Genomic DNA, 26,790 nt, shown 5'->3' with positions numbered 1-26,790 from the left:
CAAACTTGGAGGGCTTTTTTATTCTGTGTCTTACTTTAAATTACTGAAGTAATTCGGCTACTTTTTTGTCAAGCTCTTCACCTCTTAAATTTTTAGCAACGATTTTACCTTCACTGTCCAATACAAAAGTTGCAGGGATAGCTTGGATATTATATTGTTTAGCAATAGGATCATTAAAATAAGATAGGTTGGAAACTTGATGCCATGTAAGTCCATCCTTTTCAATGGCGTCTAACCATTCTTGTTTTGCGTCTTTTTGTCTAGGCGTACCATCCAGTGAAACACCAATGATTTCAAGACCTTGTTCATGGTATTTGTTATAGATCTCCACTACATGCGGATTTTCTTTTCTACATGGTCCACACCATGCTGCCCAAAAATCAATGATAGTTACTTTTCCCATCACATCTTTCAATGCTAAGGTATCACCAGCAGGAGTTGGTGCACTAAAATCAGGAGCCATACTTCCTTCGGCAGTAACCATAGCAGCTTCTATTTTTTCACCTACTTCTTTTCCAACACGACTTTCTTTAACTTCTTCAGTAAAACTGTCAAAGATGGATTTTGCTTCATTGGTTTTTACAACACCTGAAGAAGATAAATTATCTAAGAAAGCCATACTAGTTACTAAATCAGTATTTTCTTTTACAAGCTTTACGTTCTTTTCATTCATGATGGCAATCACACTATCATAAGTGGCTTTCACCTGATCCATCGTGATGGTATCTTGCTTTTGTTGAGCGATGGCATATTTTTGTCCTAATTCAGCATTCACCTTTCTTGCTGGCTCGCTGTTTAATCTAAACTCACCTAATAAGTCATTTTCTTTACTACCAGTAACCTTAGATTTAGGAAGGCTATCTTTGTAGAATTCAATATCCATTTCTGTGTTTTCAACCACTAAAGGCAATCCCATATTTAATCCATCAATGGTCACCAAATAAAAATCTGGAGACTCCACTTTTCCTTGCATCAGAATCTTTCCATCTTGAACAGTAGTAGAATCAACTGTTATTTTTTGCATTCTTTCATTCTTAACCAAAAGCACTTTTTTACCATTGGCTGATGCATCTATCGTACCCTTAATACTGTAGCCATCCTGTTTTTCATTCTTACAGGATAAAAACATGGTAGTTATTGCCATAATGGCAAATAAATTTCTAGACATAATCTATTTTTTATTAAAGTTTGGCACAAATATAACGGTTCTTCTAAATAATGTTTGTTAATATCTGCCTAATAATGAAGATGCTTATTAAAAGCCATTTAGTACTTTTGCTGTATGGTACAAGATGACAACATCATTGCGCTCGCTACGGCATCTGGTGTAGGGGCCATTGCAGTTTTAAGAATTTCAGGTAAGCAGGCTATAGAAATGGCTTCGGGTGTTTTTAAATCCATTCATGGTAAACAGTTGACAGATCAAAAAACACACACGGTGCATCTAGGCCACATTTTGGATTCTGAAAGGGTTATCGATGAGGTTTTGGTTACTGTTTTTAAAAATCCACACTCTTACACTGGTGAGAATGTGGTTGAAATAAGTTGTCACGGTTCTAGTTTTATTCAGCAGGAAATTTTGCAACTTTTTTTGCGTCGCGGATGCCGAATGGCCCAACCTGGTGAGTTTACCCTTAGAGCTTTTTTAAATGGTAAACTGGATTTAAGCCAAGCCGAGGCGGTAGCCGACTTGATAGCGAGTGATAATGAAGCGTCCCATAAATTGGCCATGTCGCAAATGCGGGGTGGGTTTTCAAATGAAATCGCCAAACTAAGAGAAGAGCTTTTGAATTTTGCATCGCTTATTGAGTTGGAATTGGATTTTGCAGAAGAGGATGTGGAGTTTGCAGACCGTACGCAATTTAAAGATTTGGTGGAACGCATTCTTTTTGTTTTAAAGCGATTGATAGACTCCTTTGCAGTTGGTAATGTGATTAAAAATGGGATTCCTGTGGCTATAGTGGGAGAGCCCAATGTTGGGAAATCAACGTTGTTGAATGCGCTCTTAAATGAGGAACGAGCCATTGTTAGTGATATAGCTGGGACGACGAGAGACACTATTGAGGATGAAATTTCCATAGGAGGAATAGGCTTTCGATTTATTGATACGGCTGGGATTAGGGAAACGGAAGATGTGGTTGAGAGCATCGGTATCAAAAAAACCTTTGAAAAAATTGAACAAGCACAAGTCGTCATATTTCTAGCAGATGGCCTACAATTAAAAAAAGCCAATTACTTGAAAGGTTTTCAGGTTGAAATCGAAAAGATAAAAAATAAGTATCCACAGAAGCCTATTATCATCATAGCGAATAAGGTGGATATGCTTTCTGAAACAGAAATAGAATCTATAACTTCTGAAATTGAGCAGTTGCACTTACTTTCTGCTAAGACTGGATTTGGGGTAGAGGCCTTAACCGATAAGTTACTCAACCTAATTAACACTGGTGCTTTAAGAAACAACGAAACGATTGTCACCAATACCCGTCACTATGATGCCTTGTTAAAGGCTATGGAAGAGATGCAAAAGGTAAAGTATGGCTTGGATTCTGGACTGTCGGGAGATTTAATGGCTATAGATATTCGGGAGGCTTTGTATCACTTTGGAGAGATTACAGGGCAGGTCACCAATGACGAACTACTAGGGAATATCTTTGCTAACTTCTGTATCGGAAAGTAAATACACAAAATATCACAAAACAAAACACAGAAAGCCCTTATTTTATAAGGGTTTTTTTATTTGGTGTTTTTTGTTGTTTTAATAAAATTTAAGGACTTAATAAGACGTCCTAATTTATCCAAGACATCCCATTTCATGCTTGAACTATAAAATAGGATAAAGGTCTTTTAAGGATTTATTTCCTTTGGTGTTGTAAGAATGTAGGTAAACATTCAAGTTGAATCAAAACTTATAGTCATGAAAAGGTATATTGTATTATTTATAGTCATAGCGCTTTTTTCAAATTGTTCATCAAAAAGCACTGAAATAGATCTCTTTGATGGACTTGGAACATATTTATCTGATATGGCATCTGCTTGTCCTAATGAGTATTATGTGAAGCTACATTTTATTGACTGTTCGGATGAACCAGATGAAGTCCAAATAGATTCTGATGAATATACCAGGCTTAACGAAATTTATGATGGAGGTGAAGAAGCATGTGTAGAAATTTATGTTGACTATGTAGAGGGCAACCCAACAGATGGTTATTATCTTGATGGGTTTATCAATCTTTCCACGCCAAAAGACGAAGTTTTTGTTATCAAAAATAAGTGCCTTGATGGAGATGATTAAAAATTTGAGTTAAAATTTCCACTCAGATTAGGGTTGAAAATTGCCTAACATTTGTTAAACAAGGCACCGGTTTCTTAATTTTTTGTAATTTCGTACTACTTATGAAACAATTATTGCATAAAACAGTATCTTTTGTAATGGCTATGGTGGTGCTTTTCTCTACCATGTCATTTACTGTAAATATGCATCATTGTGGCGATAAGCTTGTTGAGACTGCTGTATTCCACAAGGCAAAAGGTTGTGGCATGGAGATGGAAAAACCAGCAAGCGATGGTTGTGCCATTAGCAAAAAAAGTTGTTGTAACGATAAACAATTGGTAGTTGATGGGCAAGACGAACTGCAAACTATAGACAAAGTTTCATTTGATCAACAAGTTTTTATCACCTCATTTGTATATTCATATATCAATCTTTTTGAAGGGATAGATGAAAATGTTACTTCCTACGAAGCATACAAACCACCTCTCGTTGTCAGGCAAATCTTCAAGATTGACGAGACCTATTTAATTTGATTTTAAACTTTAGACTAGATTATCTTTTAACCGAATGGTTGTAAGGATAATTTGTTGTATCCGGTGTTGTTGTAACGCCAATGTCTCACGGTTTAACAATCAGAAAATATGCTAAATAAAAGCATCAAATTTTTAATCGAGAATAAACTTGTCGCAGTCCTGTTACTCGTCCTTTTTGTAGGATGGGGAACCGTACATGCACCTTTTAATTGGGATACAGGATTTCTTCCTAATGATCCAGTTGCGGTAGATGCTATCCCAGATATTGGTGAGAACCAACAAATTGTATTTACCAAATGGGATGGTCGCTCACCACAAGATATTGAAGACCAAATTACGTATCCGTTAATGACATCGTTATTAGGTATTCCTGGCGTAAAAACCATTCGTAGCTCCTCCATGTTTGGGTTTTCTAGTATCTATATCATCTTTGAAGAGGATGTGGAATTTTATTGGAGTAGAAGTCGGATACTTGAAAAACTCAATTCGTTGCCAAGTGGTTTGTTACCAGAGGATGTCAATCCCACTCTTGGTCCAGATGCAACTGGTCTCGGACAAATATTTTGGTATACCTTGGAAGGTCGGGATGAAAATGGAAATGTCACAGGTGGTTGGGACTTGCACGAGTTACGTAGCATTCAAGACTACTATGTAAAATACGCTTTATCCTCGGCAATTGGTGTTTCAGAAGTAGCTTCCATTGGAGGATATGAGCAAGAATATCAGATTGATGTCAATCCAGAATTGATGCGACAATACCAAATTGGTCTTGGCCAAATTGTAACGGCGGTCAAGGAAAGTAACAGAGATATTGGGGCACAGACTTTAGAAATCAATCAAGCTGAATATTTGGTGCGTGGTTTGGGTTATGTTAAATCCATATCAGACATTGAGAATGCTGTAGTGACTTCAGAAAATTACACAGCTATCAAGATTAAAGATGTGGCCAAGGTATCTCTAGGTCCTGCAGCAAGACGGGGTATTTTGGATAAGGAAGGAGCTGAGGTAGTTGGTGGTGTTATCGTAGCGCGTTATGGTGCAAACCCTATGGAGGTCATTAACAATGTAAAAGCTAAAATCAATGAGCTAAGTGCTGGCCTACCAACCAAAACATTGGCAGATGGTAGAGCCTCTCAAGTTACCATCGTTCCATTCTACGATAGAACAGAACTTATTCAAGAGACTTTAGGAACACTTAATGAAGCATTAACCTTAGAAATATTAATTACCATTTTGGTCATTATCATAATGGTATTTAATCTACGTGCCTCGGTGCTTATTTCAGGGTTATTGCCGGTTGCCGTTTTGTTGGTTTTCATTGCGATGAAACTCTTTGGAGTCGATGCCAATATCGTAGCATTATCAGGTATAGCAATTGCTATTGGTACCATGGTGGATGTAGGTGTTATTCTTTCAGAAAATATTATACGCCATTTTGATGAAGCCGGAAAATTGGAAGCTGGAGACTCGATATTAGAAGTATGGAATCCAACTTCCAAGAAGGAGCCATCTACCCTCCAACCTCTAACTTCTAGTGTACAAAGTAGCAATCAAATTGTATACAATGCGACTGCGGAAGTTTCTGGGGCTATTGTAACCGCAGTTATGACGACTATTATTAGTTTCATTCCTGTATTTACCATGATTGGTGCTGAGGGTAAATTATTTCGTCCCTTAGCATTTACCAAGACCTTTGCTTTAACGGCTTCTATCATCGTAGCCTTATTTTTAATCCCGCCTTTTGCAGCTTTTTTATTCCGAAAAAAGAGCCTTCAAAAACAATTTAAATATGTTTTAAATGGTGTTTTAATTGCTTTAGGTGTCTTGGCTATTTTTTATGGATATTGGTTGGGAGTTGTTCTAATCGCATTTGGTGTTACGGCCTTTTTAAATCTTCAAAATAGGATTACAGAAAAGCAGGCCAACTTGGCCAATATTATTATTTCAGCTTCGGCAATCGTGTTCTTGTTGGCGGAGTATTGGCGACCATTGGGTGTCAATGAAAGCATCTTTTTAAATCTCATTTTCGTAGCCATTATTTGTTTTGGTTTGTTAGGGGTTTTCTCATTGTTCATTACATATTACATACGTATTTTAAGATGGTGTTTAGACAATAAATTACTATTTCTGTCTATTCCCACGGCTATAGTCATTGCTGGATTTTTCATTATGAAAAACACAGGAAAGGAGTTTATGCCTTCCCTAAATGAAGGTTCTTTTCTTTTAATGCCAACGTCTATGCCACATTCTGGTGTCGAGGAAAACAAACGTGTGTTGCAGCAATTGGATATGGCCGTAGCTAGTATTCCTGATATTGAAACGGTTGTAGGTAAAGCGGGTAGAACGGAATCGGCATTGGATCCAGCTCCATTATCTATGTATGAAAATATCATTCAATATAAACCAGAATACATGTTGAATGAGAAGGGAGAACGCCAACGCTATAGAGTCAACAGTGATGGATTGTATGAGCTGAAAGATGGTCGTTTTATTGCAAATCCTAACAATGCTGTCAGTTCGAGCGCAGTCGAGAACAGAAGCGACATCTCGACTGCGCTCGATGTGACATCTGCAATGCTTATTCCAGACAATGAAGGCGAATTTTTTCGAAACTGGCGACCAGAAATTCAATCGCCTGATGACATATGGAATGAGATTGTAAAAGTTACTAAGTTGCCTGGGGTAACCTCGGCGCCAAAATTGCAACCTATTGAAACTCGCTTGGTCATGCTGCAAACAGGGATGCGTGCTCCTATGGGAATTAAAGTAAAAGGGCAAGATTTAAAACAAATTGAAGCCTTTGGGGTGCAATTGGAAACCATTTTAAAACAAGCGGAAGGTGTGAAAGAAGAGGCAGTTTTTGCAGATAGAATTGTAGGAAAGCCTTATTTACTTATTGATATCGATAGAGAAAAGATTGCACGTTATGGCGTTAGCATAGAGGAAGTGCAAAATGTTTTAAAAGTGGCCGTTGGTGGCATGTCTTTAACTCAAACCGTTGAAGGTCGTGAGCGCTATGGCGTACGTGTGCGTTACCCACGGGAATTACGGGCTAATCCAACCGATTTAGAGCAAATTTATATTCCTGTTGAAAGTGGGAGTCCTGTTCCACTGGCGGAATTGGCAACAATAAGATATGAGCAAGGGCCACAGGTGATTAAAAGCGAGGACACTTTTTTGGTAGGCTATGTGTTGTTTGATAAGCAAGATGGGTTTGCTGAGGTTGATGTTGTTGAGAATGCTCAAGCTTTGATTCAAAGTAAAATAGATTCCGGTGACCTCATTGTTCCAAAAGGTATCAATTACCAATTTACAGGAAGCTATGAAAATCAATTGCGAGCCGAAAAGACCTTGTCTGTTGTTGTTCCCTTGGCATTACTGATTATCTTTTTAATCCTGTATTTCCAATTCCGTTCTGTTGCAACTTCATTAATGGTATTTACGGGTATTGCCGTAGCATTTGCAGGTGGATTTTTAATGATTTGGCTATATGGACAGTCGTGGTTTTTGAACTTTAGTTTTTTTGGAGAAAATCTTAGAGACTTGTTCCAAATGCACCCTATTAATTTAAGTGTGGCTGTTTGGGTTGGATTTATTGCCCTTTTTGGAATTGCAACCGATGATGGCGTTGTGATGGCTACCTACTTGACCCAGACCTTTCAAAGAAATACTCCTGAAAGTAAAAAAGGAATAAGAGCTTCAGTAGTTGAAGCGGGTGAGAAACGTATTCGTCCGTGTTTAATGACTACAGCTACAACACTTTTGGCTTTATTACCAGTTTTGACTTCTACAGGTCGTGGGAGTGATATTATGATTCCCATGGCCATCCCAAGTTTTGGAGGTATGCTTATCGCTTTAATTACGTTGTTTGTTGTTCCTGTTCTGTACAGTTGGAAAGCGGAAATACAACTTAAAAGATCAATCAAATGAAACAATTAATTACATTATTTATTTTGGTCACAATGCTCTTTTCCTCAAAAGGAAGGGCCCAACAATTACAGTCTTATATAGATGAGGCATGGACTAACAATCCAGAAATTGCAAAGTTTGAAGTGCAATATCAGATTGTTTCCGAAAAGGTGAACGAAGTAAATGTAGTTCCAAATACCGAGTTTGGTGTGGGGTACTTTGTAAGCGAACCAGAAACCCGTACGGGAGCCCAACGTTTTAAGGTGTCGGCCAAACAAATGTTGCCATGGTTTGGAACCATTACTTCTCGAGAAACTTATATGAATTTATTGGCAGATGCTAAGTATGAAGATGTAGTCATTGCCAAACGCCAATTAATGGCTTCAGTAGCTCAATCTTATTACAGGTTATATGCCAATAAAGCGAAACAAAGTATACTATTGGAAAACATTGACCTTTTGGAAACCTATGAAACCATGGCCTTAACATTCGTTGAGGTTGGCAAAGCGTCGGCGGTTGATGTTTTGAAGCTTCAAATGCGTAAAAACGATATGCAACAATTAATAGAAGTCCTTCAGCAGCAATATGTATCTGAGCAAACCACTTTTAATAAACTTCTTAATAAAGAAAAGAATGAAGAAATAAATGTGGTATCAGTACTTTTTATTCCTTCGGAAGAGGTAGATGTCAACACGGAAGATTTAAAGGTACACCCAGAGCTGATAAAGTACGATAAGTTGTTCCAATCTGTGGAACAGTCCGAGTTGCTCAATCAAAAAGAGAGTAGTCCTATGATTGGTTTTGGCTTGGATTATATCAATGTTGAAAAACGTCCAGATATGACCTTCTCTGATAATGGTAAGGATATTATTATGCCTATGGTATCCCTTTCGATACCCATATTTAATAATAGATACAAATCGGTTTCCAAACAAAATGAATTTCAGCAACAACAAATAAATTATCAAAAGCAAGAGCGTCTAAATGTATTGGAAACGCGTTTGGATCAAGCCATAAATGAACGTCATGCTGCAAGAATAAGCTTTGATACCCAATCCAAAAACTTAAAACAGGCCAATAATGCCGAAGACATTTTAATAAAGAACTATGAAACCGGAACAATTGATTTTAATGATCTTTTGGATATCCAAGAATTGCAATTCAAGTTTGAGGTGAATCAAATTGAGGCTGTAAAAGCCTATTATGTGCAGAGTACCATCATAAATTATTTAACAAACCGTCATGAATAAATCTATTTTCACATACCTATTTCTGTTGATTGGATTATTCATTATTTCTTGCAGAGGAAATAAGGAAGATTCAAAAGTAGTTGAGGTAAGGTATTCAGGAGCCTTGAAGACTATTATGTCTGGTGATATTCAATCTGTCATTGAATTGGATAGTCTTTCAAAACTAGATAACCTTTATGCCCTTGGTGCTGCTGAAAACTTAAAAGGTGAAATACAAATATTCAATGGGCAACCAAGCAATAGTTCTGTGAAGAATGGAAGCATAGTTATTTCAGATTCTTTTGACCAAGGAGGCTCATTGTTGGTTTATGCCTGTGTAAAGGAATGGGAAGAACAAAGGATAGATGGGAATTTAAATAAAAAAGAATTAGAAGCTCTCATATATGAATTGGCAAAGGAACAAGCTATAAATGTTGAAAAGCCATTTTCGTTCCTATTGGAAGGCGCCATAGGTTCATTGGATTGGCACGTTATAGATTGGGAGGATGGAGATACCGTTCATAGCCATGAGAAGCACAAGAATTCTGGTTTAAATGGAACGCTTCAAAACGAAGAGGTTCAAATAATAGGATTTTATTCAACGAAGCATAAGACCATCTTTACGCATCATACAACAAATATGCATATGCATTTTAAAACGAATGATAATAAGTTGGCTGGTCATATTGATGACTTAAATACAAGCAGTTCAATAACCTTGAAATTGCCAAAACAATGACATATATCTATCATATACACGGAATGACCTGTAACGGTTGTCGCAGTCACGTAGAGGAAACACTTTTAAAAGTCCAAGGTGTTTCAAAGGCAACGGTTAATTTAGAAAAATCTGAAGCCATTATAGAAATGGAGCAGCATATTCCTTTAGAAACATTTCAAAAGGCATTAAAAGATGAAGGTGATAGATATAGTATCCATAATCAAGGTGAACATCATCATCAATCAAAAGTTGAAGCTGATAATACACCTAAAGGCATAGGCACCGGCACATTTTATTGTCCCATGCATTGTGAAGGTGACAAAACTTACGACAAGCCTGGCGATTGTCCTGTTTGTGGGATGGATTTGGTAGAAGAGCAGTGTTTTTCAAATACAGAATCAGAACAATGGACCTGCCCCATGCATCCAGAAATTGTCAAAGATGAAGCTGGTTCATGTCCCATTTGCGGAATGGATTTGGTACCAAAGAAACCTGACCTTTCTGCTGAAGAGAAAAATTATAAAAAGCTTTTAAGAAAATTATGGATTGCTGTAGCCTTTACGTTGCCGGTATTCTTGATTGCCATGAGCGAAATGCTTAACAACAATCCATTGTATGACATTTTAGAACAAGAGTATTGGAATTGGATACAGTTAGGACTTTCAATACCAGTGGTTTTTTACGCCACATGGATGTTCTTTGAGCGCGCATATCGCAGTATCAAAACTTGGAATTTAAACATGTTTACACTCATAGGGATCGGTGCAGGTGTTGCATGGATCTTTAGTGTATTTGGTTTGTTATTCCCCGATTTTTTTCCAGCTCAGTTCAAAACTGAAACGGGGACGGTTCATGTATATTTTGAGGCTGCTACCGTTATTCTAACCTTGGTACTCTTAGGGCAGGTTTTGGAAGCAAGAGCGCACAGTAAGACCAACGCAGCGGTGAAGGAATTACTTAAGTTGGCCCCGAATAAAGCCATTAAAGTAGTAGATGGAGATGAGGTTGAGGTGTCAATAGATGCTATCGAAGTTGGAGATGTTTTGAAAGTTAAACCAGGGGATAAAATTCCTGTTGACGGTGTCATTACCGAGGGTGACAGTAGTATTGACGAATCCATGATCACAGGGGAGCCAATCCCGGTCAATAAAGCGGAAGGTGATCATGTAAGTAGTGGAACCATAAACGGTAATCAAATGTTTTTGATGAAGGCCGAAAAAATAGGTAGTGATACACTATTGTCCCAAATTATCAAATTGGTAAATGATGCCAGTAGAAGTAGAGCACCTATTCAGAGGTTGGCCGATAGAATATCATCTTATTTTGTTCCAATTGTAGTGTTGATTTCTGTAATTACCTTCATTGTATGGGCCATTTTTGGTCCAGATCCCGCTTATGTGTTTGCATTGGTAAATGCCATTGCCGTTTTGATTATAGCTTGTCCTTGTGCTCTTGGATTAGCCACTCCTATGTCTGTGATGGTTGGCGTTGGGAAAGGAGCTCAACATGGTGTTTTGATCAAAAATGCTGAGGCACTTGAAAAAATGAATCAGGTAACCACCCTTATAATTGATAAAACTGGAACCATTACAGAAGGCAAACCTACTGTGGAAAAGGTAGGGGCCTTTAGGTATGGTTTTGATGACAAACAAGTTCTTGATTACATCGTCTCGATAAACAGCCATAGTGAACATCCTCTAGCAGATGCAACTGTAAAGTATGGCAAGTCAAACGGCGCCGATATTCTAAAGGCTAGTAATTTTAGTGCTGTAACTGGTAAAGGTGTTAAAGCTGACATTCAAAATTCAAAGGTAGCTTTAGGAAACCCGAAAATGATGGATGAAGCTCAGGCAAAAATAACTTCAGAAATGGAAGAGGTGGTTAAAAGCTACCAACAAAAAGGTAAGACAGTATCTTATTTAGCGGTTGATGGATCTGTTGTTGGCTATGTGGTTATAGGGGATCAAATAAAAGAGACTAGTAGTAAAGCTATAAAAGAACTTCAGGATTCCGGTGTTGATGTAGTCATGCTTACCGGGGATAACAAGGAAACGGCTCAAGCCGTGGCATCCGAATTGCAACTGGCTAGTTTTAAGGCTGGGATGCTTCCTGAAGATAAGCTTAAAGAAGTGGAAAGATTGCAAAAAGAAGGGAAAGTAGTGGCTATGGCGGGAGACGGAATCAATGATGCCCCAGCATTGGCTAAAAGCGATGTGGGTATCGCCATGGGAACAGGAACTGATGTAGCTATAGAAAGCGCCATGATTACTCTTGTAAAGGGAGATTTGCATGGAATTGTTAAGGCGAGACATTTAAGTGAAGCCGTGATGAGCAATATTAAACAAAACTTGTTTTTTGCTTTGATCTATAATACGGTTGGGGTTCCGGTGGCAGCAGGTATCTTGTTTCCGTTTTTCGGAATATTATTATCACCTATGATAGCAGCCTTAGCTATGAGCTTTAGTTCCGTTTCTGTAATTGCTAACGCGTTACGATTGAGAAATATTAAAATTTAAAATTAAATCAAAGTCTTATGGAAAGTTCAAATCAAAAATCAGGTAAAGGAAATTATAAAGTATTTTTTATCATGTTGGCTTGCTCATTTGTGGCGATGTACATCACTATGTATCTTAATACCTATTCCATAGATCATGTATATTTTAGTTTGACACGTTTTTATATGACCTGTTTGGGAATTTCTACAATGGCCATTATTATGTGGTTCTTCATGCGAAAAATGTATCAAGACAAAAGGATGAATGCTGTTATTTTGATTGGGAGTTTGGTACTTTTTTTAGGTGCCTTTGGCCTAGTAAGATCGCAGAAACCTATAATTGGTGATTTGCTTTGGATGAAAGCTATGATTCCCCATCATTCCATTGCTATTTTGACAAGTGAAAGAGCCGATATTAAGGATCCGGAGGTTAAGAAATTGGCAAATGATATCATTGAAGCTCAAAGGAAGGAAATTGAAGAAATGAAAGCAATGATTAAACGATTAGAAAATGAAAAATAGCAAAGTAATTATTTACGTTGGTCTCCTTTTGGCTGGGGTATTGATAGGTTGGTTTCTTTTTGGAGGTTCATCAAAACAGGACACAAACCATAAACACGATGAAGTAGCAGAATCAAATCAAATGTGGACTTGCTCAATGCACCCTCAAATTATGCAGCCCGAGCCCGGTGATTGCCCCATATGTGGAATGGATTTAATTCCTGCTGAAGCCGGAGCTGATGGATTAACAGCCGACCAATTTAGGTTAACACCTAATGCCATGGCCCTAGCCGATATTCAGACAAGTGTTGTTGGGGTAGGTAAGGAAAATCTTTCCTCTAAATTATCTGGTAAACTTGTAGAAAATGAAGAAGCTAATAAGGTGCAAGCCAGTTATTTTTCTGGGCGCATAGAACAATTATATGTGAGTTTTACTGGTGAAAAGGTCAATAAGGGGCAGATTCTTGCTACCATTTATTCACCTGAGCTATATGCAGCACAACAGGAATTAATCACAGCACTATCTCTAAAGGAATCCCAGCCAGAATTATATAAAGCAGTTCGTAATAAATTAAAATTATGGAAGCTTTCTGAAAGTCAAATCAATCAAATAGAAGAAACAGGGAAGGTCAAAGAAAATTTTCCTGTATATGCTAATGTTTCAGGAACCGTTACCGATAAATTGGTTGAAGCAGGAGATTATGTAAAGCAAGGACAGGCTTTATTGAAAATTGCCAATCTGAATTCTGTTTGGGCTCATTTTGATGTGTATGAAAACCAAATAGAGCAATTTAAAGAGGGTCAGGAGGTGAAGGTTACAACAAATGCCTATCCTAATAAAGCGTTCAAAGGAACAGTAGATTTTATTGATCCAATTTTAAACACAAAAACACGTACGGTTACTTTAAGAGTCGTTTTAAATAACAAAGATTCGGTTTTTAAACCTGGTATGTTTGTGTCAGCAGAAGTTGAAGGTGTCAATAATAATTCAAATGAAGTTTTAACGGTTCCGTCATCAGCTATTCTTTGGACGGGGGAACGCTCAGTCGTTTACTTGAAAACCAATCCCAATGAACCTGTTTTTGAAATGCGGGAAGTGACTTTAGGTAATAAACAGGGAGATAGTTATGAGATTTTGAATGGTCTTTCGTGGGGAGATGAAATTGTAACAAATGGAACCTTTACAGTAGATGCTGCGGCACAATTGCAAGGGAAGAAATCAATGATGAATGGTAATCGATCACAAGTCGGATTTGAAGTGCCACAGGCCTTTAAAAACGAATTGCAACAAGTTTATGAAGCTTATATAGAATTAAAGGATGCTTTGGTTCAAACAGATTTAAACTTGGCCAAATCCAGTGCATCTCAACTTGAGGAGAAAACACAGGCGGTTGATATGGAATTGTTAACCAATGATAAGGCTCATCTAGAGTGGATGGAGATTTTAAAAGCCTTGAAATCAAGTACCCAGACGATTAAACAAACAAATCAAATAGATGAAGCGCGCATGGGGTTTAAAACTTTGTCTGAAAACCTCATTAAAGCGATCCAAACCTTTGGAATTGGAGAAACGACCTATAAGCAGTATTGTCCCATGGCAGATAGCGATAAAGGAGCCTACTGGTTGAGTAAGGAAAAAGAAATATTGAATCCATATTTTGGTGATAAAATGCTGAAATGTGGGGAAGTAAAAGAAACAATCTATAACAAATAAATTTTAAACATGAAGCGAGTAATTTTAAGTTTGGCAGTTGTCGCTGCCATGATTTTCACAAGTTGTAAGAATGAAACGAAACAAGCCGAGGATGTGGCTGATACCACTACTGTTGCAAGCGAAGAAATTGCAATGACCGATGCTACTTTTGGAGTAAGAGGGAATTGTGGTATGTGTAAAAGTACCATTGAAACAGCAGCTAATGGTGTAGAAGGTGTTGCCAGTGCCAATTGGGATGTTGATAAGAAAAAAATCGATGTCACCTTTGATGAATCTAAAACAGATTTGATGGCGATCCATCAGGCTATCGCTGCCTCTGGATACGATACTGAAAAAGTGGTGGGCGATTTAGAAGCTTATGAGAAATTACCAGGGTGTTGTCATTACGATCATGAGATGGCTATGAATCAAACAGGTGAGGTTAAAGCGGAAGATCATTCGGGTCATGACCACTAATTAATCAAGTTACAGATAAAAAAAATCGTCTTTTGGGACGATTTTTTTTATCCGTCAATGGCCGATTGGTAATTTGCAGATGAAATCTACTATCTTATGCCATAATTACTAAAACGCCTTCCCTTTGGCATTTTTACAATGAACATTAAATGGATAGACTAAATGATATAGTTTCTGAATTTGCTTCTCTGGCTTGGGGACTGCCCTTGCTTATATTGTTAATAGGAGGAGGATTGTATTTGTTGATTCGATCAAGATTGCTTCCATTTATATATTTTGGACATGCCATCAACGTTTTAAGAGGCAAGTATGATGATCCAAATGATCCAGGGGAAATTAGTCACTTTCAAGCCTTAAGTACGGCCTTGTCTTCCACCATTGGAATGGGAAATATTGCGGGAGTAGCTGTAGCGATTTCCATTGGTGGTCCTGGGGCTGTTTTTTGGATGTGGGTAAGTGCCTTTATAGGAATGGCGACCAAATTTTTCACATCCACTTTGGCTGTCATGTATCGGGGTAAGGATTCTAATGGTGAGCTACAAGGTGGTCCTATGTATGTCATTATGGAAGGCCTTGGCAAACGATGGAAATTTTTAGCGGTACTTTTCAGCTTTTGTGGGATGGTTGGAGCACTACCCGTTTTTAATGCCAATCAATTGATTCAAGCCATTGGGGATATTCTCTTGGTTCCGAACGGGATTAGAGTAAATGACACGACTAATTTGATGATTGGGGGTGTTTTGGTTGTGCTGACGGCTATGGTTATTTTGGGCGGACTGAAACGCATTGGAAAAATTGCATCCAGAATGGTCCCAAGTATGGTTTTACTGTATTTTATTTTGGTGCTTATTATCTTATTTGTTAACGCTTCCGAAGTCCCAAAATATCTCAAAATGATTTTTACAGATGCCTTTTCAGCCAAAAACTATTTGGGCGATGAGTTTTTAGGTGGAATGGTAGGAGGCCTTATCTTATTAGGAATAAGACGAGGCGCTTTTTCAAATGAGGCGGGTATTGGTACGGCACCTATGGCTCATGGAGCTGCGAAAACCAAAGAGCCCGTTAGGGAAGGGTTGGTGGCCATGTTAGGTCCTTTTATTGATACGATTGTTGTTTGTACCTTGACAGCATTGTCTATCTTGGTGACAGGTGTTTGGCAAACCTCCAATGATAATGGGGTTAGTTTAACGGCCTCTGCTTTTGAGAAGGCCATACCTATTTATGGAAGTTACTTGCTGTTGCTTTGTGTGGCGGTATTTAGTTTGTCTTCCCTGTTTTCGTTTTCTTATTACGGTTCAAAATGTTTGTCTTTTTTATTCGGAGCGCATAACAAGAAATACTACAACTATATTTATGTAGTGAGTATTTTACTAGGTGCTGCAACACCGCTAAGCATGATGATTAATTTAGTGGATGGCGCGTTTGCCCTGATGGCTATTCCAACGATGATTTCCACACTGATATTGGCACCCAAGGTACTTCAAGAATTTAAAGCGTATGTAGAAAGAATTAATCTTACTTCTCGAAGGAATTCTTGAATTGTTGAGGTGTCATTAGTTCGAGCTTTTTAAACTGTCGGTTAAAATAGCTGGTATTGTTGAATCCAGATTTAAAAGCGATTTCAGAAATACGTAAATCAGCAGATTCCTTGATGAGTTTTTTGGAAAACTTGATTTTTTCAGAATTGATATAATCTATAGGAGAAATTCCCAAAGTGTTTTTAAATTTTTTATGGAAATGGGAAGTACTCATACAAGCCTTTTCAGCAAGAAGATCTACGGTTATATCCTTGTTGGTTAAATTTTTCTTGATGTATTTGATAACCATTCCAATGCGGGTGTCATTAAATATACCTTCAGTATCATTTAATAGAAAAGCTTTCGCTTTTGTTTGAAGCAACCTAACAATTAGTTCCTGAATCATTAGGTCTAATAGGACGTCTTTAGATTTGTTACTATTGGTGAATGTAAGAACCAGTCTTTCTATTAAATGGTTGACATCTAAATTATTTATAAGGTGGGAGGCATTATTATCCAGTTTCCATTGGTTGTTCTCTTCTTCAATAGAAACATGGTTATTGAACTTTTCAACCACTTCTTCAATTTTATCAGTGTCGATTCCCAAAGCCAAACACTGGGTAGGATCATCTGCTTTTGCTAAAGGGAAATCAATAACCATTTCCTTGTTAGTTGGCATCACCACAGATTCACCAGGGAAAAAATCAAAGGAAGGCAAGCCGTCAATGTGCATCACTTTTTTACCCGTTAGCATGCTGGCAATGATAGGAAAATCAAATTTTAAAGACACTTTTTCAGCATAGGCATGAGTTTCATAAATGTTTAACTCGGCATAGTTTGAATTATAGGTCGTTCTGTTTTCAACCAAAGTGGTGATTTTTCGATGCGTATTATGATGCTTTAAAAGTTGATTCATGTCCAATGATACAAAATTCTAATGTTGGAATTGGGAGATAATAGAATTGTACAACAATATAATAAATATGTTCAATTTTTTTAGAATAAGACAAAATAACTTTATAAAAATGATAAAAGAGTTAAAATTTACTAGGTTAAATTGTTAAAAATGTAAAACATTAACCTTTTTATTCGTTTATTATAATTATTTAATCACACACTAATTTAATAATAATGAGTTATTCAAAACCAAAATTCAAACAAGCCTATGGCAACTTCATCAATGGGAAATTTGTAGACCCAGTGGGTGGAGATTATTTTGAAAATCGATCGCCAGTTGATGGAACATTAATAGCGAAGTATCCCAGATCGCAAAAGGAAGATGTTGATTTAGCTTTAGACGCTGCCAATGCGGCTAAGGAAAGCTGGGGCAATACTTCTGCAACTGAAAGAGCTACTCTTCTAAATAAGGTGGCAGATATTATTGAGGCTAATTTAGAGGAGTTTGCTCTTGTTGAGACTTGTGATAACGGGAAGCCTATCAGAGAGACTTTAAATGCTGATGTTCCTTTATCTGTGGATCATTGGCGTTATTTTGCGGCGTGTATTAGAGCAGAGGAGGGAACAGCAACGGAATTGGATTCCAATACCCTTTCCATGAACATCAAAGAACCCCTTGGCGTTGTTGGACAAATCATTCCTTGGAATTTTCCGTTATTGATGTTATCATGGAAATTACCACCAGCATTGGCAACAGGTAATTGCGTGGTTCTTAAACCTGCGGAACAAACCCCTTCATCAGCAACCTTGCTTATGGAAAAAATAGCCGATGTTTTTCCTCCAGGGGTTATAAATGTGGTACACGGATTTGGTCCGGAAGCTGGAAAACCATTGGCTTCAAGCTCAAGAGTGGACAAGGTGGCCTTTACAGGTGAAACTACAACAGGACAGTTGATCATGCAGTACGCTTCAAAGAATCTAAATCCTGTTACGATGGAGTTAGGTGGTAAGTCACCAAACATATTCTTTAATAGTGTCATGGATGAAGATGATGCCTTCCTGGATAAAGCCATTGAGGGTGCTGTGCTATTTGCATTCAATCAAGGCGAGGTATGCACCTGTCCATCCAGAATTTTAGTTCAAGAAGATATTTACGACAAATTCATGGAGCGTGTTGTTAAAAGAACAGAAGCCATTGTTCAAACCAATCCTTATGATACGTCCACAATGGTAGGGGCTCAGGCTTCAAATGATCAATTTGAAAAAATTCAGTCTTACATTAAAATAGGTAAGGACGAAGGAGCAAAAGTGTTATGTGGTGGTGAAGCAAACAAATTGGAAGGAGAATTTGCCAATGGTTATTATATCAAACCAACCATTCTTGAGGGACACAATAAGATGCGGGTTTTCCAGGAAGAGATTTTTGGGCCGGTCGTTTGTGTAACCAAGTTTAAGGATGAAGCCGAAGCTATAGAAATAGCAAATGATACATTATATGGATTGGGAGCAGGTGTCTGGACCAGGGATGCCCATCAGTTATATCAAATTCCTCGCGCCATTAAGGCAGGTCGTGTTTGGGTAAATTGTTACCATGCCTATCCAGCACACGCACCGTTTGGAGGATACAAGAAATCCGGTTTCGGAAGAGAGAATCACCTAATGATGATGGATCACTATCGTCAAACCAAGAATATGCTTATCTCATATGATAAAAATAAACTTGGATTCTTTTAGGAGTTTAGTTAGTTAGTTTGAGGCTGGGTGGTTCCAGCCTTTTTTTTTAAATTTAAGTTTATGGAAAGAGTAGCAATTACAGAAAATGCCGCAAAGGTGGTTGAAGAACTTAAAGAAAAATTTGGGGAACTCATTTTTCATCAAAGTGGAGGATGCTGTGATGGGTCATCACCCATGATTTTTGAAAAGGAAGACATGTATCTGGATGAAAGTGATATTCTAATGGGTAATTTGTTGGGCGTTAATTTTTATATGAACAAAGATCAATTTGAATATTGGAAACATACCCATTTAACTGTGGATATTACAGAAGGCAGAGGCGCCAGTTTTTCGTTGGAGATTCCTATGGGAGTCAGGTTTATTATCCATTCTAGAATGTTAACTCCAGAGGAGGAAGCCTATTTTAATGCAAAAGCGGAATAATAGAGTAAAATGTCATTTTGTGATAATTTTTCAATTTGCAGCTGTAAAATATAGGTATATCCAATTATTTAAGTGAAAATATTAATGAATTGATATTTTAATGTTGCTAAATTACTATATTTATGCAAAATTAATATATATGAAGATTGACTTGTGTCCCAATTGCGGTTCAGACCATTATATAAAGAGTGGTATTGTTAACGATCGCCAACGTTATAAATGTAAATCATGCGGTTATTTCTTTACTGTTAACAAGCTTGGAAAGCGCATCGACGACTATTATGTCAATAAGGCTTTGCAATTATATTTAGAAGGATTGACCTATCGTGAAATCGAACGAATTTTAGGAATTTCGCATGTGAGTATCATGAATTGGGTTAAGAAGTATAATGTCAAACGCCCTTATAAAACAGATTATCATCCAACTTATAAGATTTTAAATGCCGAGGAATTGGGGAAATATTTTTCCAATTCTAATAATTTATCGGGTGCCGGTGTCCTGGTAACCGAGCTTGGAGATAAGTTTATGTTGATTAAATGGGAGCGGTTTAAAGATTAACTATACCTAATAAACATAAAAATATATTAATTTTTTGTTAACAAAAGAATTTAAAGAGATTAGCAATGCACACAAAACTAATTGTAAATTAACTAATCTTTTTAAATTTTATGAGAAAAACACTATTCATAATGGCAGGATTTCTTTTTGCGTCCTGCCATTTTTTATTTGCCCAAGGATCGCCTGATTATACTGGCGGACTCAAGGTAAAACTGGATGAAGAAGGGAAAAAATACTTCCGTATTATCTCATGGGCACAAGTTCAAGCGGCTTACAGTGATGACGTACCTGACGAATCAAGTAAGCTTAACTTTAATCTGCGACGTGCTAGGGTTTTAATGTATGCCCAAATCAATGAGAAATTTTTAATTCTAACCCATTTCGGACTTAATAGTCTAAATGCTTCAAACATGACTCCAGTGGGAACTGGTAACAATTCCCAATTGTTCTTTCATGATGTTTGGGCACAATATAATATAGCTAAAAATCACACCATTGGTGGTGGTTTACACTATTTCAATGGGATTTCTAGATTGAATAATCAAAGTACTTTAAATTTTCTAACGTTGGATAATAACAGACAGTCTTGGTCTACTCTAGGGCTTTCTGATCAGTTTGCAAGACATATAGGAATCTTTGCTAAAGGTAAGTTTGGCAGATTGCAATACCGTGTTGCAGTAAATGATGCGATTACCAATTCATTAGATGTTCAGAATAGAGTAGCATATGATGGCGATGGAAATTTAGATATTGCTGAAAACACCACTTATTATGCCGGTAGAAAACTATTAGGAACTAAAGACGCTGGAAAAGCATATTCAGGCTATTTTGATTATAACTTTTTTGATCAGGAATCCAATTTTCTGCCTTTTAAAGTAGGTTCCTATGTAGGTACTAAAAAGGTATTCAATGTTGGAGCTGGTTTCTTCTTGCATCCCAATGGTGCGGTAAGAATGGAAGGAACTGAATTAGCTGGTGAAGATGTGGCCATTTTTGCAGTGGATGCCTTTTATGATGCGCCGCTAGGGGAGAGTGGTAGTGCTATTACAGCCTACGCTACGTTTCAATCCAATGACTATGGTGAAGATTATTTATACAGCGCTTATGGAACAGGATCTATGGTTTATGGCCACTTTGGTTTCCTAATTCCTGGTGATAAGACCAAAGCGAGATTTCAGCCCTATGTGTCCTATGCTTCTAATAGTTATGATGCTGTGGATGACAATCGCAATATTCTGGGAATTGGCGCTAATGCCTATTTCAGCGGACATAATTCCAAACTGACCTTGGAATATAAAAATCAAAAATTTGGAGATTCAAACGTTGGGTCCGTCACATTACAAGCAATGATTTATTTATAAAATTTAAGATAATGACTGAAAAACAAAAACATGCAACTGCTTATTGGAAAGAAAACCTGAAATATCTAATCATCTTGTTAGTGATCTGGTTTTTGGTTTCCTATGGGGCAGGGATTTTATTCAAAGATGCTTTGAATGAAGTTAGATTGGGTGGATTTAAACTAGGATTTTGGTTCGCACAACAAGGGTCTATTTACGTATTTATCGTGTTGATTTTCGTTTACGTAAGACTAATGAACAAATTGGATAAAAAATATGGTTTCGACGAGTAAACCAATAAAAACATATTAAAATTATGAGTGTACAAACGTGGACTTGGATACTAGTAGGGATCACTTTCGCCCTATATTTTGGAATTGCTATTTGGGCTAGAGCAGGCTCAACCAAAGAGTTTTATGTTGCTGGAGGAGGCGTATCTCCTTTGGCCAACGGTATGGCTACGGCTGCTGATTGGATGAGTGCTGCTTCCTTTATTTCCATGGCGGGGATTATTTCCTTTGCCGGATATGACGGATCGGTATATTTGATGGGCTGGACTGGAGGCTATGTGCTCTTAGCCTTATTATTGGCGCCTTATCTCCGGAAATTTGGAAAATTTACGGTGCCAGATTTTATTGGTGATCGTTATTACTCCAATGCGGCTAGAACGGTTGCTGTAATCTGTGCCTTAATTGTTTCTTTTACCTATGTTGCCGGACAAATGCGTGGTGTGGGAATCGTATTTTCCCAATTCCTTCAAGTTGATATTAATACAGGTGTCATCATAGGAATGGCCGTTGTGTTGGTTTTCGCCTTTTTGGGTGGAATGAAGGGTATCACTTATACGCAGGTAGCACAATATTGTGTTTTGATTTTTGCCTTTATGGTACCTGCTTTCTTTATCTCCATGCAAATGACTGGAAACCCAATTCCTCAGATTGGAATGGGAGGGAAACTAGAAGGTGGTGCCTATTTATTGGATAAATTGGACGCATTACACACACAATTAGGTTTTAACGAATATACAGATGGTACTAAATCAACTTGGGATGTTTTTGCAATTACTTTAGCTCTAATGGTTGGTACGGCTGGATTGCCTCACGTGATCGTGAGATTCTTTACGGTGCCTAAAGTGAAGGATGCTAGAAAATCAGCAGGTTTGGCCTTGTTGTTCATTGGTATACTATATACCACAGCACCAGCGATTGCCGTTTTTGCTAGAACGAATCTTATTGATACTGTTAGTGAGCAAGAATATGCACAAATGCCAGAGTGGTTCAAAAATTGGGAGAATACAGGTCTTATCGCTTGGAGCGATAAAAACAACGATGGAAAAATCCAATATGTGGCCGGTAGTGCCATAGATGGAAAAAAACCATTGTTTTCTGATACCCGTGGCGAGCATGGGGAACGTATGGTAACCAATGTGAATGCCGAATCCAAAAATGAGCTTTATGTAGATAGGGATATTATGGTATTGGCAAATCCAGAAATTGCCAAGTTGCCAAACTGGGTTATTGCCTTAGTAGCAGCAGGGGGATTGGCAGCAGCTTTATCAACGGCAGCTGGACTTCTTTTAGTAATCTCTACCTCCATTTCCCATGACTTGATTAAAAAGCAAATCAAACCAGATATTTCTGAAAGAGGTGAGCTTTGGGCAGCTAGAATTGCCATTTTAGTAGCCATTATTATCGCTGGATTGTTCGGTATTTATCCTCCAGGATTTGTAGCGGCGGTAGTAGCACTTGCCTTCGGATTGGCAGCGGCATCCTTTTTCCCTGCTATTATCCTCGGAATATTTGATAAGCGTATGAACAAACAGGGTGCTGTTTCTGGTATGATCGTCGGAATTACGCTTATGTTGTTTTACATGATTCGTTACAAAACAGGTTTGATTGGGGTTATGGACCCAAGACCAGCATCTGAATGGTGGTTTGGAACTTCCCCAGAAGGTTTTGGAACGGTAGCTATGATTGTCAACGTGATTATTTCTGTGGTCGTTTCTAGAATGACGCCAGCACCTCCTCATGAGGTACAAGAAATTGTTGAGCATATAAGAATACCTAGTGGAGCAGGAGAAGCCACTCATCACTAGGCTGTATTTTAGGTTTATTAGTTAGCTTTAAACAGTGTCAAAGGGTTTTTTGACACTGTTTTTTGTTACATTTATGGTTCTATCCATGAGTATGAAAAAAAGACATGAACAAAAATTGGTTGTCGTTTCAATAGCCTTGTTGCTGTTGTTTAATATTCCGTTTTTGCTTATTTATAGTTTGGAAGGAGCCATCCTAGGCATTCCTGTTTTTTACTTCGTTATTTTTTCTTTTTGGTTGGTCTCCATTGTGATTGCATACATTGTTTTAAAAAGGCATTATGAGTAATTATATATTAATTGCCATCATCATGTTCTATTTGGCAGTCTTGTTTTTTTTGGCTTTCAAAGCTGAAAAAAATGCCAAGAGCCGCTGGGTGAACAATCCGTATGTGTATTCTTTATCGCTAGCTGTTTATTGTTCAGCTTGGACGTATTACGGGAGTATTGGGATAGCGGCCAATTCGGGTGTCGATTTTTTGCCTATTTATATCGGACCGGTAATAGCAGCACCACTTTGGATTGTATTGCTGCGTAAAATCATCCGTATTTCTAAACAACACAAAATTTCTTCCATTGCCGATTTTATTTCTTTGCGCTATGGAAACAATCGGTTTCTAGGAGCTTTGATTACCGTCATTTGCTTTCTGGCCATTCTACCTTATATCTCACTTCAACTAAAAGCGGTCTCTGAAGGGTTTGAAATTATTTCAGATGAAACGAGCTATGTCTCAAAAAGTATTTGGGATGACTCCACCTTTTATATTGCGGTTTTATTAGCCTTATTTGCTACTTTTTTTGGGACACAGGCTACAGATGCTTCTGAAAAACACCGAGGAATTGTTACTACCGTAGCTCTAGAGTCCATTTTGAAAATCGGATTTTTCCTTTTAGTAGGGATATATGTAACCTTTTTCATCTTTGATGGTACACAGGATATTTTTGACCAATTTTCGCAAATTGGAGATGTAGAGCGACTCACAACCATTCAAGGCTTAGAGGGCGGTATTAATTGGTTCTTTATGGTAGCCCTGTCATTCTTCGCTATATTTTTATTGCCGCGACAGTTTCAAATGGCAGTGATAGAAAATAACCGGGAAAAGCATTTAAAAACAGCTATTTGGGCTTTCCCGTTGTATTTGTTGCTGTTCAATTTGTTTGTGATTTTTATTGCCTTTGGCGGAAAATTGGTTTTTGGTGATACAGCCAATGCAGAGTATTATACTCTGCTGCTTCCCTTGAGTGAAGGTCATTTGTTTTTAACGTTATTGGTGTTCTTGGGAGGTTTCTCGGCGGTAATCTCCATGGTTGTTGTTTCCACCCTGGCCTTGTCAACCATGGTAAGTAATAACTTGATTATACCCTATGGGTTTTTGGACAAGTTTATTGAGAACCATCCTGATAAAAATGCCTACTATATTAAAAACATACGCCGTATATCCATTTTTTCGATCATTATTCTAGCCTATGTTTTTTACTACCACTTTTCTATAGAACGGTCTTTGATTTCTATAGGACTGGTATCATTTGTAATTGTATCACAATTAGCACCTTCCTTTTTTATAGGGTTGTATTGGAATAGAGGATCGGCGAGAGGGTCTATCGCTGGGATCATAATTGGATTTGCCATTACGGTTTATACTTTAATCCTGCCGTTTACTACCAATATAGTTTCGGGTAATAATAATTTAGCTGAGCATGGATTATTCGGTATTTCCCTGTTAAAGCCTTATGCACTTTTCGGAATTGACTTTTTGAATCCCTATGCTCATGCCATGTTTTGGAGTTTGACCTTCAATATTCTGGTTTATTTGGTTTTATCCCTTATTTACAAAGGAAACTATCGAGAAAGAAACTATGCAGAAATGTTTATTGATAGTAAAAACTATTCTTCTTTACAAGACAGTGCCTTGGTATGGAAAGGAGAGGCTTATGTAGCCGACATTAAAAATGTGTTGGCCAAGTTTTTAGGAGAAAAGGAAACCACTAGAGCCCTACGGATATTTTTTACAAAATATGACCTACCTCAGGACACCCAGGTCGCAGATGCCCGATTGATTAATTTTTCTGAAAAGCTTTTAACGGGAAGCATTGGAAGCGCATCGGCCAAAATCCTTATTGCAAGTGTGGTGAAAGAGGAGGAGATTAGCTTGTTGGAAGTCTTGAAAATTTTAGAAGAATCAAAGGAAACCATTGCAAGAAATAAAATGCTTAGAGAAAAGTCAGAAACATTAACCTTACTGACAGACCAGCTAAGACAAGCCAATTTGGATTTATTGGACAAGGACAAACAAAAAGATGAATTCTTGGATACCGTTGCCCATGAATTAAAAACGCCTATTACAGGAATAAGAGCGTCTACCGAATTGGTGCTGGAAGATAAAGAAATGCCCGATCCAATAAGGGAGCAGTTCTTAAAGAATGTGCTTCAGGATAGCGACAGACTCTCTAGGTTGATCAATAATATTTTAGATTTTGAAAAACTCTCAAAAGGCAAGACTACGTTAGATTTGGCTCAAAATGACATTCAGCAAACCATCAAAAAAGCGATGGAAGTTGTGAAACATATGGCGGCCAAAAAACAGGTAGCCTTGGTTAATAAAAACCCTCACAAACTTTCCTTAAGGTATGATGCAGATAGAATCCTTCAGGTCTTGACAAATTTATTATCAAATGCCATAAAGTTTTCACCTGCAGAAACCGGTGTGGTTACAATGGATTATAAGTTGTCAAATCAAAGCATAGAATTATCTGTTACTGATAATGGCAAGGGAATTCCACCAGAAGATTTTGACTTTATTTTTGATAAATTTTACCAATCAAAACACCAGAATACTAAAAAGCCAGAAGGGAGTGGATTGGGGCTAGCCATTTGTAAGCAAATTGTGGAGCAACACCAAGGAACCATATGGATTGATAAATCTTATAAAAAAGGGGCTAAGCTTGTTTTTAAACTGCCTTTTGATTAAATTGCCTACCGAAAGTATGACGAGGAAAATTTTAATTGTAGATGACGAACCGAATATAGTGATGACCCTGGAATATGCCTTCAAAAAACAAGGCTTTGAGGTGTTTATAGCGCGAGATGGAGGTGAAGCATTACAAATTTTAGAAAGTAATATTCCAGATGTTGTTTTACTGGATATTATGATGCCAGAAGTAGATGGGTATGAGACCCTTAAGTTCATAAAAGAAAAGTCAGGTTTAGAACAGGTGAAAGTCGTGTTTCTAACTGCAAAACATAAGGCTTCAGATATTGAAAAAGGCTTAAAACTTGGAGCAGATAAATATTTAACCAAGCCGTTTTCGATAAAGAAAATTATCTCCGAAATACAGGATTTACTTGATTAACAATTGGTTTTGTGTGCAAATTAAACCAATGTGTAATTAAAGTAAGTTG

General features: G+C 37.6%; 22 protein-coding genes. 20 read left to right on the top strand and 2 right to left on the bottom strand.

Annotated features, from left to right (window positions below; all coding sequences use genetic code 11):
- Positions 1-40: 40 nt before the first annotated feature.
- Complete coding sequence (locus ZA07_RS02295; protein ID WP_053970114.1) at positions 41-1,168, bottom strand: TlpA disulfide reductase family protein; 1,128 nt, start codon at positions 1,166-1,168, stop codon at positions 41-43.
- A gap of 114 nt (positions 1,169-1,282) precedes the next feature.
- Between ZA07_RS02295 and mnmE the strand changes: the two genes are divergently transcribed.
- The 11 genes from mnmE to ZA07_RS02240 all read left to right on the top strand — a co-directional run bounded on the left by mnmE (position 1,283) and on the right by ZA07_RS02240 (position 16,366).
- Entirely contained in the window at positions 1,283-2,677 is a 1,395-nt protein-coding gene (gene mnmE / locus ZA07_RS02290; RefSeq protein ID WP_053970113.1) for a tRNA uridine-5-carboxymethylaminomethyl(34) synthesis GTPase MnmE, read from the top strand.
- Between the two features lie 237 nt (positions 2,678-2,914).
- Entirely contained in the window at positions 2,915-3,292 is a 378-nt protein-coding gene (locus ZA07_RS02285; RefSeq protein WP_157492031.1) for a hypothetical protein, read from the top strand.
- 101 nt (positions 3,293-3,393) lie between these two features.
- Positions 3,394-3,804: a hypothetical protein gene (locus tag ZA07_RS02280; RefSeq protein ID WP_231628614.1), complete on the top strand. Its 411-nt coding sequence runs from the start codon at positions 3,394-3,396 to the stop codon at positions 3,802-3,804.
- 108 nt (positions 3,805-3,912) lie between these two features.
- A complete protein-coding gene (locus ZA07_RS02275) occupies positions 3,913-7,734 on the top strand; it encodes an efflux RND transporter permease subunit (protein WP_053970111.1) in 3,822 nt (1,273 codons plus the stop codon).
- A complete protein-coding gene (locus tag ZA07_RS02270; RefSeq protein ID WP_053970110.1) occupies positions 7,731-8,963 on the top strand; it encodes a TolC family protein in 1,233 nt (410 codons plus the stop codon). Before ZA07_RS02275 ends, ZA07_RS02270 begins: the two co-directional genes overlap by 4 nt.
- Positions 8,956-9,681, top strand: a complete 726-nt coding sequence (locus ZA07_RS02265; protein WP_053970109.1) for an acetolactate decarboxylase — start codon at positions 8,956-8,958, stop codon at positions 9,679-9,681. Before ZA07_RS02270 ends, ZA07_RS02265 begins: the two co-directional genes overlap by 8 nt.
- Positions 9,678-12,179, top strand: coding sequence for a heavy metal translocating P-type ATPase (locus ZA07_RS02260; protein ID WP_053970108.1), 2,502 nt, complete (start codon positions 9,678-9,680; stop codon positions 12,177-12,179). Before ZA07_RS02265 ends, ZA07_RS02260 begins: the two co-directional genes overlap by 4 nt.
- Positions 12,180-12,196: 17 nt before the next feature.
- Positions 12,197-12,679: a DUF305 domain-containing protein gene (locus tag ZA07_RS02255; protein WP_053970107.1), complete on the top strand. Its 483-nt coding sequence runs from the start codon at positions 12,197-12,199 to the stop codon at positions 12,677-12,679.
- Entirely contained in the window at positions 12,669-14,372 is a 1,704-nt protein-coding gene (locus tag ZA07_RS02250) for an efflux RND transporter periplasmic adaptor subunit (protein ID WP_053970106.1), read from the top strand. Before ZA07_RS02255 ends, ZA07_RS02250 begins: the two co-directional genes overlap by 11 nt.
- Positions 14,373-14,381: 9 nt before the next feature.
- Complete coding sequence (locus ZA07_RS02245) at positions 14,382-14,828, top strand: heavy-metal-associated domain-containing protein (RefSeq protein WP_053970105.1); 447 nt, start codon at positions 14,382-14,384, stop codon at positions 14,826-14,828.
- Between the two features lie 149 nt (positions 14,829-14,977).
- On the top strand, positions 14,978-16,366 hold the full coding sequence (locus ZA07_RS02240) for a sodium:alanine symporter family protein (RefSeq protein WP_053970104.1): 1,389 nt from the start codon (positions 14,978-14,980) through the stop codon (positions 16,364-16,366).
- On the opposite strand, the gene ZA07_RS02235 is transcribed toward ZA07_RS02240, so the two are convergent.
- Positions 16,344-17,261, bottom strand: coding sequence for an AraC family transcriptional regulator (locus ZA07_RS02235; protein WP_053970103.1), 918 nt, complete (start codon positions 17,259-17,261; stop codon positions 16,344-16,346). The genes ZA07_RS02240 and ZA07_RS02235 overlap by 23 nt on opposite strands.
- A 215-nt stretch (positions 17,262-17,476) precedes the next feature.
- On the opposite strand from ZA07_RS02235, the gene ZA07_RS02230 reads away from it, so the two are divergent.
- The 9 genes from ZA07_RS02230 (at position 17,477) to ZA07_RS02190 (ending at position 26,741) form a co-directional block, all read left to right on the top strand.
- Positions 17,477-18,976 (top strand): aldehyde dehydrogenase family protein, encoded by a 1,500-nt coding sequence (locus tag ZA07_RS02230; protein ID WP_053970102.1) that lies wholly within the window; start codon positions 17,477-17,479, stop codon positions 18,974-18,976.
- A 60-nt stretch (positions 18,977-19,036) separates the two neighbouring features.
- Positions 19,037-19,399: a DUF779 domain-containing protein gene (locus ZA07_RS02225; protein WP_053970135.1), complete on the top strand. Its 363-nt coding sequence runs from the start codon at positions 19,037-19,039 to the stop codon at positions 19,397-19,399.
- 139 nt (positions 19,400-19,538) lie between these two features.
- Positions 19,539-19,958: a helix-turn-helix domain-containing protein gene (locus ZA07_RS02220; RefSeq protein WP_053970134.1), complete on the top strand. Its 420-nt coding sequence runs from the start codon at positions 19,539-19,541 to the stop codon at positions 19,956-19,958.
- Positions 19,959-20,068: 110 nt separating this feature from the next.
- Entirely contained in the window at positions 20,069-21,319 is a 1,251-nt protein-coding gene (locus ZA07_RS02215; RefSeq protein ID WP_053970101.1) for a hypothetical protein, read from the top strand.
- Between the two features lie 11 nt (positions 21,320-21,330).
- Positions 21,331-21,591 carry a DUF4212 domain-containing protein gene (locus tag ZA07_RS02210; protein WP_053970100.1) on the top strand — a complete coding sequence of 87 codons (261 nt, stop codon included), beginning with the start codon at positions 21,331-21,333 and terminating at the stop codon, positions 21,589-21,591.
- A gap of 23 nt (positions 21,592-21,614) precedes the next feature.
- Positions 21,615-23,393, top strand: coding sequence for a sodium:solute symporter family protein (locus ZA07_RS02205; protein ID WP_053970099.1), 1,779 nt, complete (start codon positions 21,615-21,617; stop codon positions 23,391-23,393).
- Between the two features lie 91 nt (positions 23,394-23,484).
- Entirely contained in the window at positions 23,485-23,679 is a 195-nt protein-coding gene (locus tag ZA07_RS02200) for a hypothetical protein (protein ID WP_053970133.1), read from the top strand.
- Positions 23,672-26,359, top strand: coding sequence for a sensor histidine kinase (locus ZA07_RS02195; protein ID WP_053970098.1), 2,688 nt, complete (start codon positions 23,672-23,674; stop codon positions 26,357-26,359). The genes ZA07_RS02200 and ZA07_RS02195 overlap by 8 nt, the downstream gene beginning before the upstream one ends.
- Before the next feature lie 16 nt (positions 26,360-26,375).
- Positions 26,376-26,741 carry a response regulator transcription factor gene (locus ZA07_RS02190; protein ID WP_053970097.1) on the top strand — a complete coding sequence of 122 codons (366 nt, stop codon included), beginning with the start codon at positions 26,376-26,378 and terminating at the stop codon, positions 26,739-26,741.
- The last annotated feature ends 49 nt before the right edge of the window (positions 26,742-26,790 follow it).

This window comes from Mangrovimonas sp. ST2L15 (assembly GCF_001280515.1).
GTDB lineage: Bacteria > Bacteroidota > Bacteroidia > Flavobacteriales > Flavobacteriaceae > Mangrovimonas > Mangrovimonas futianensis.
The sequence above is the reverse complement of the archived record's forward strand: the minus strand, read 5'-3'. Positions and strand labels throughout refer to the sequence as shown.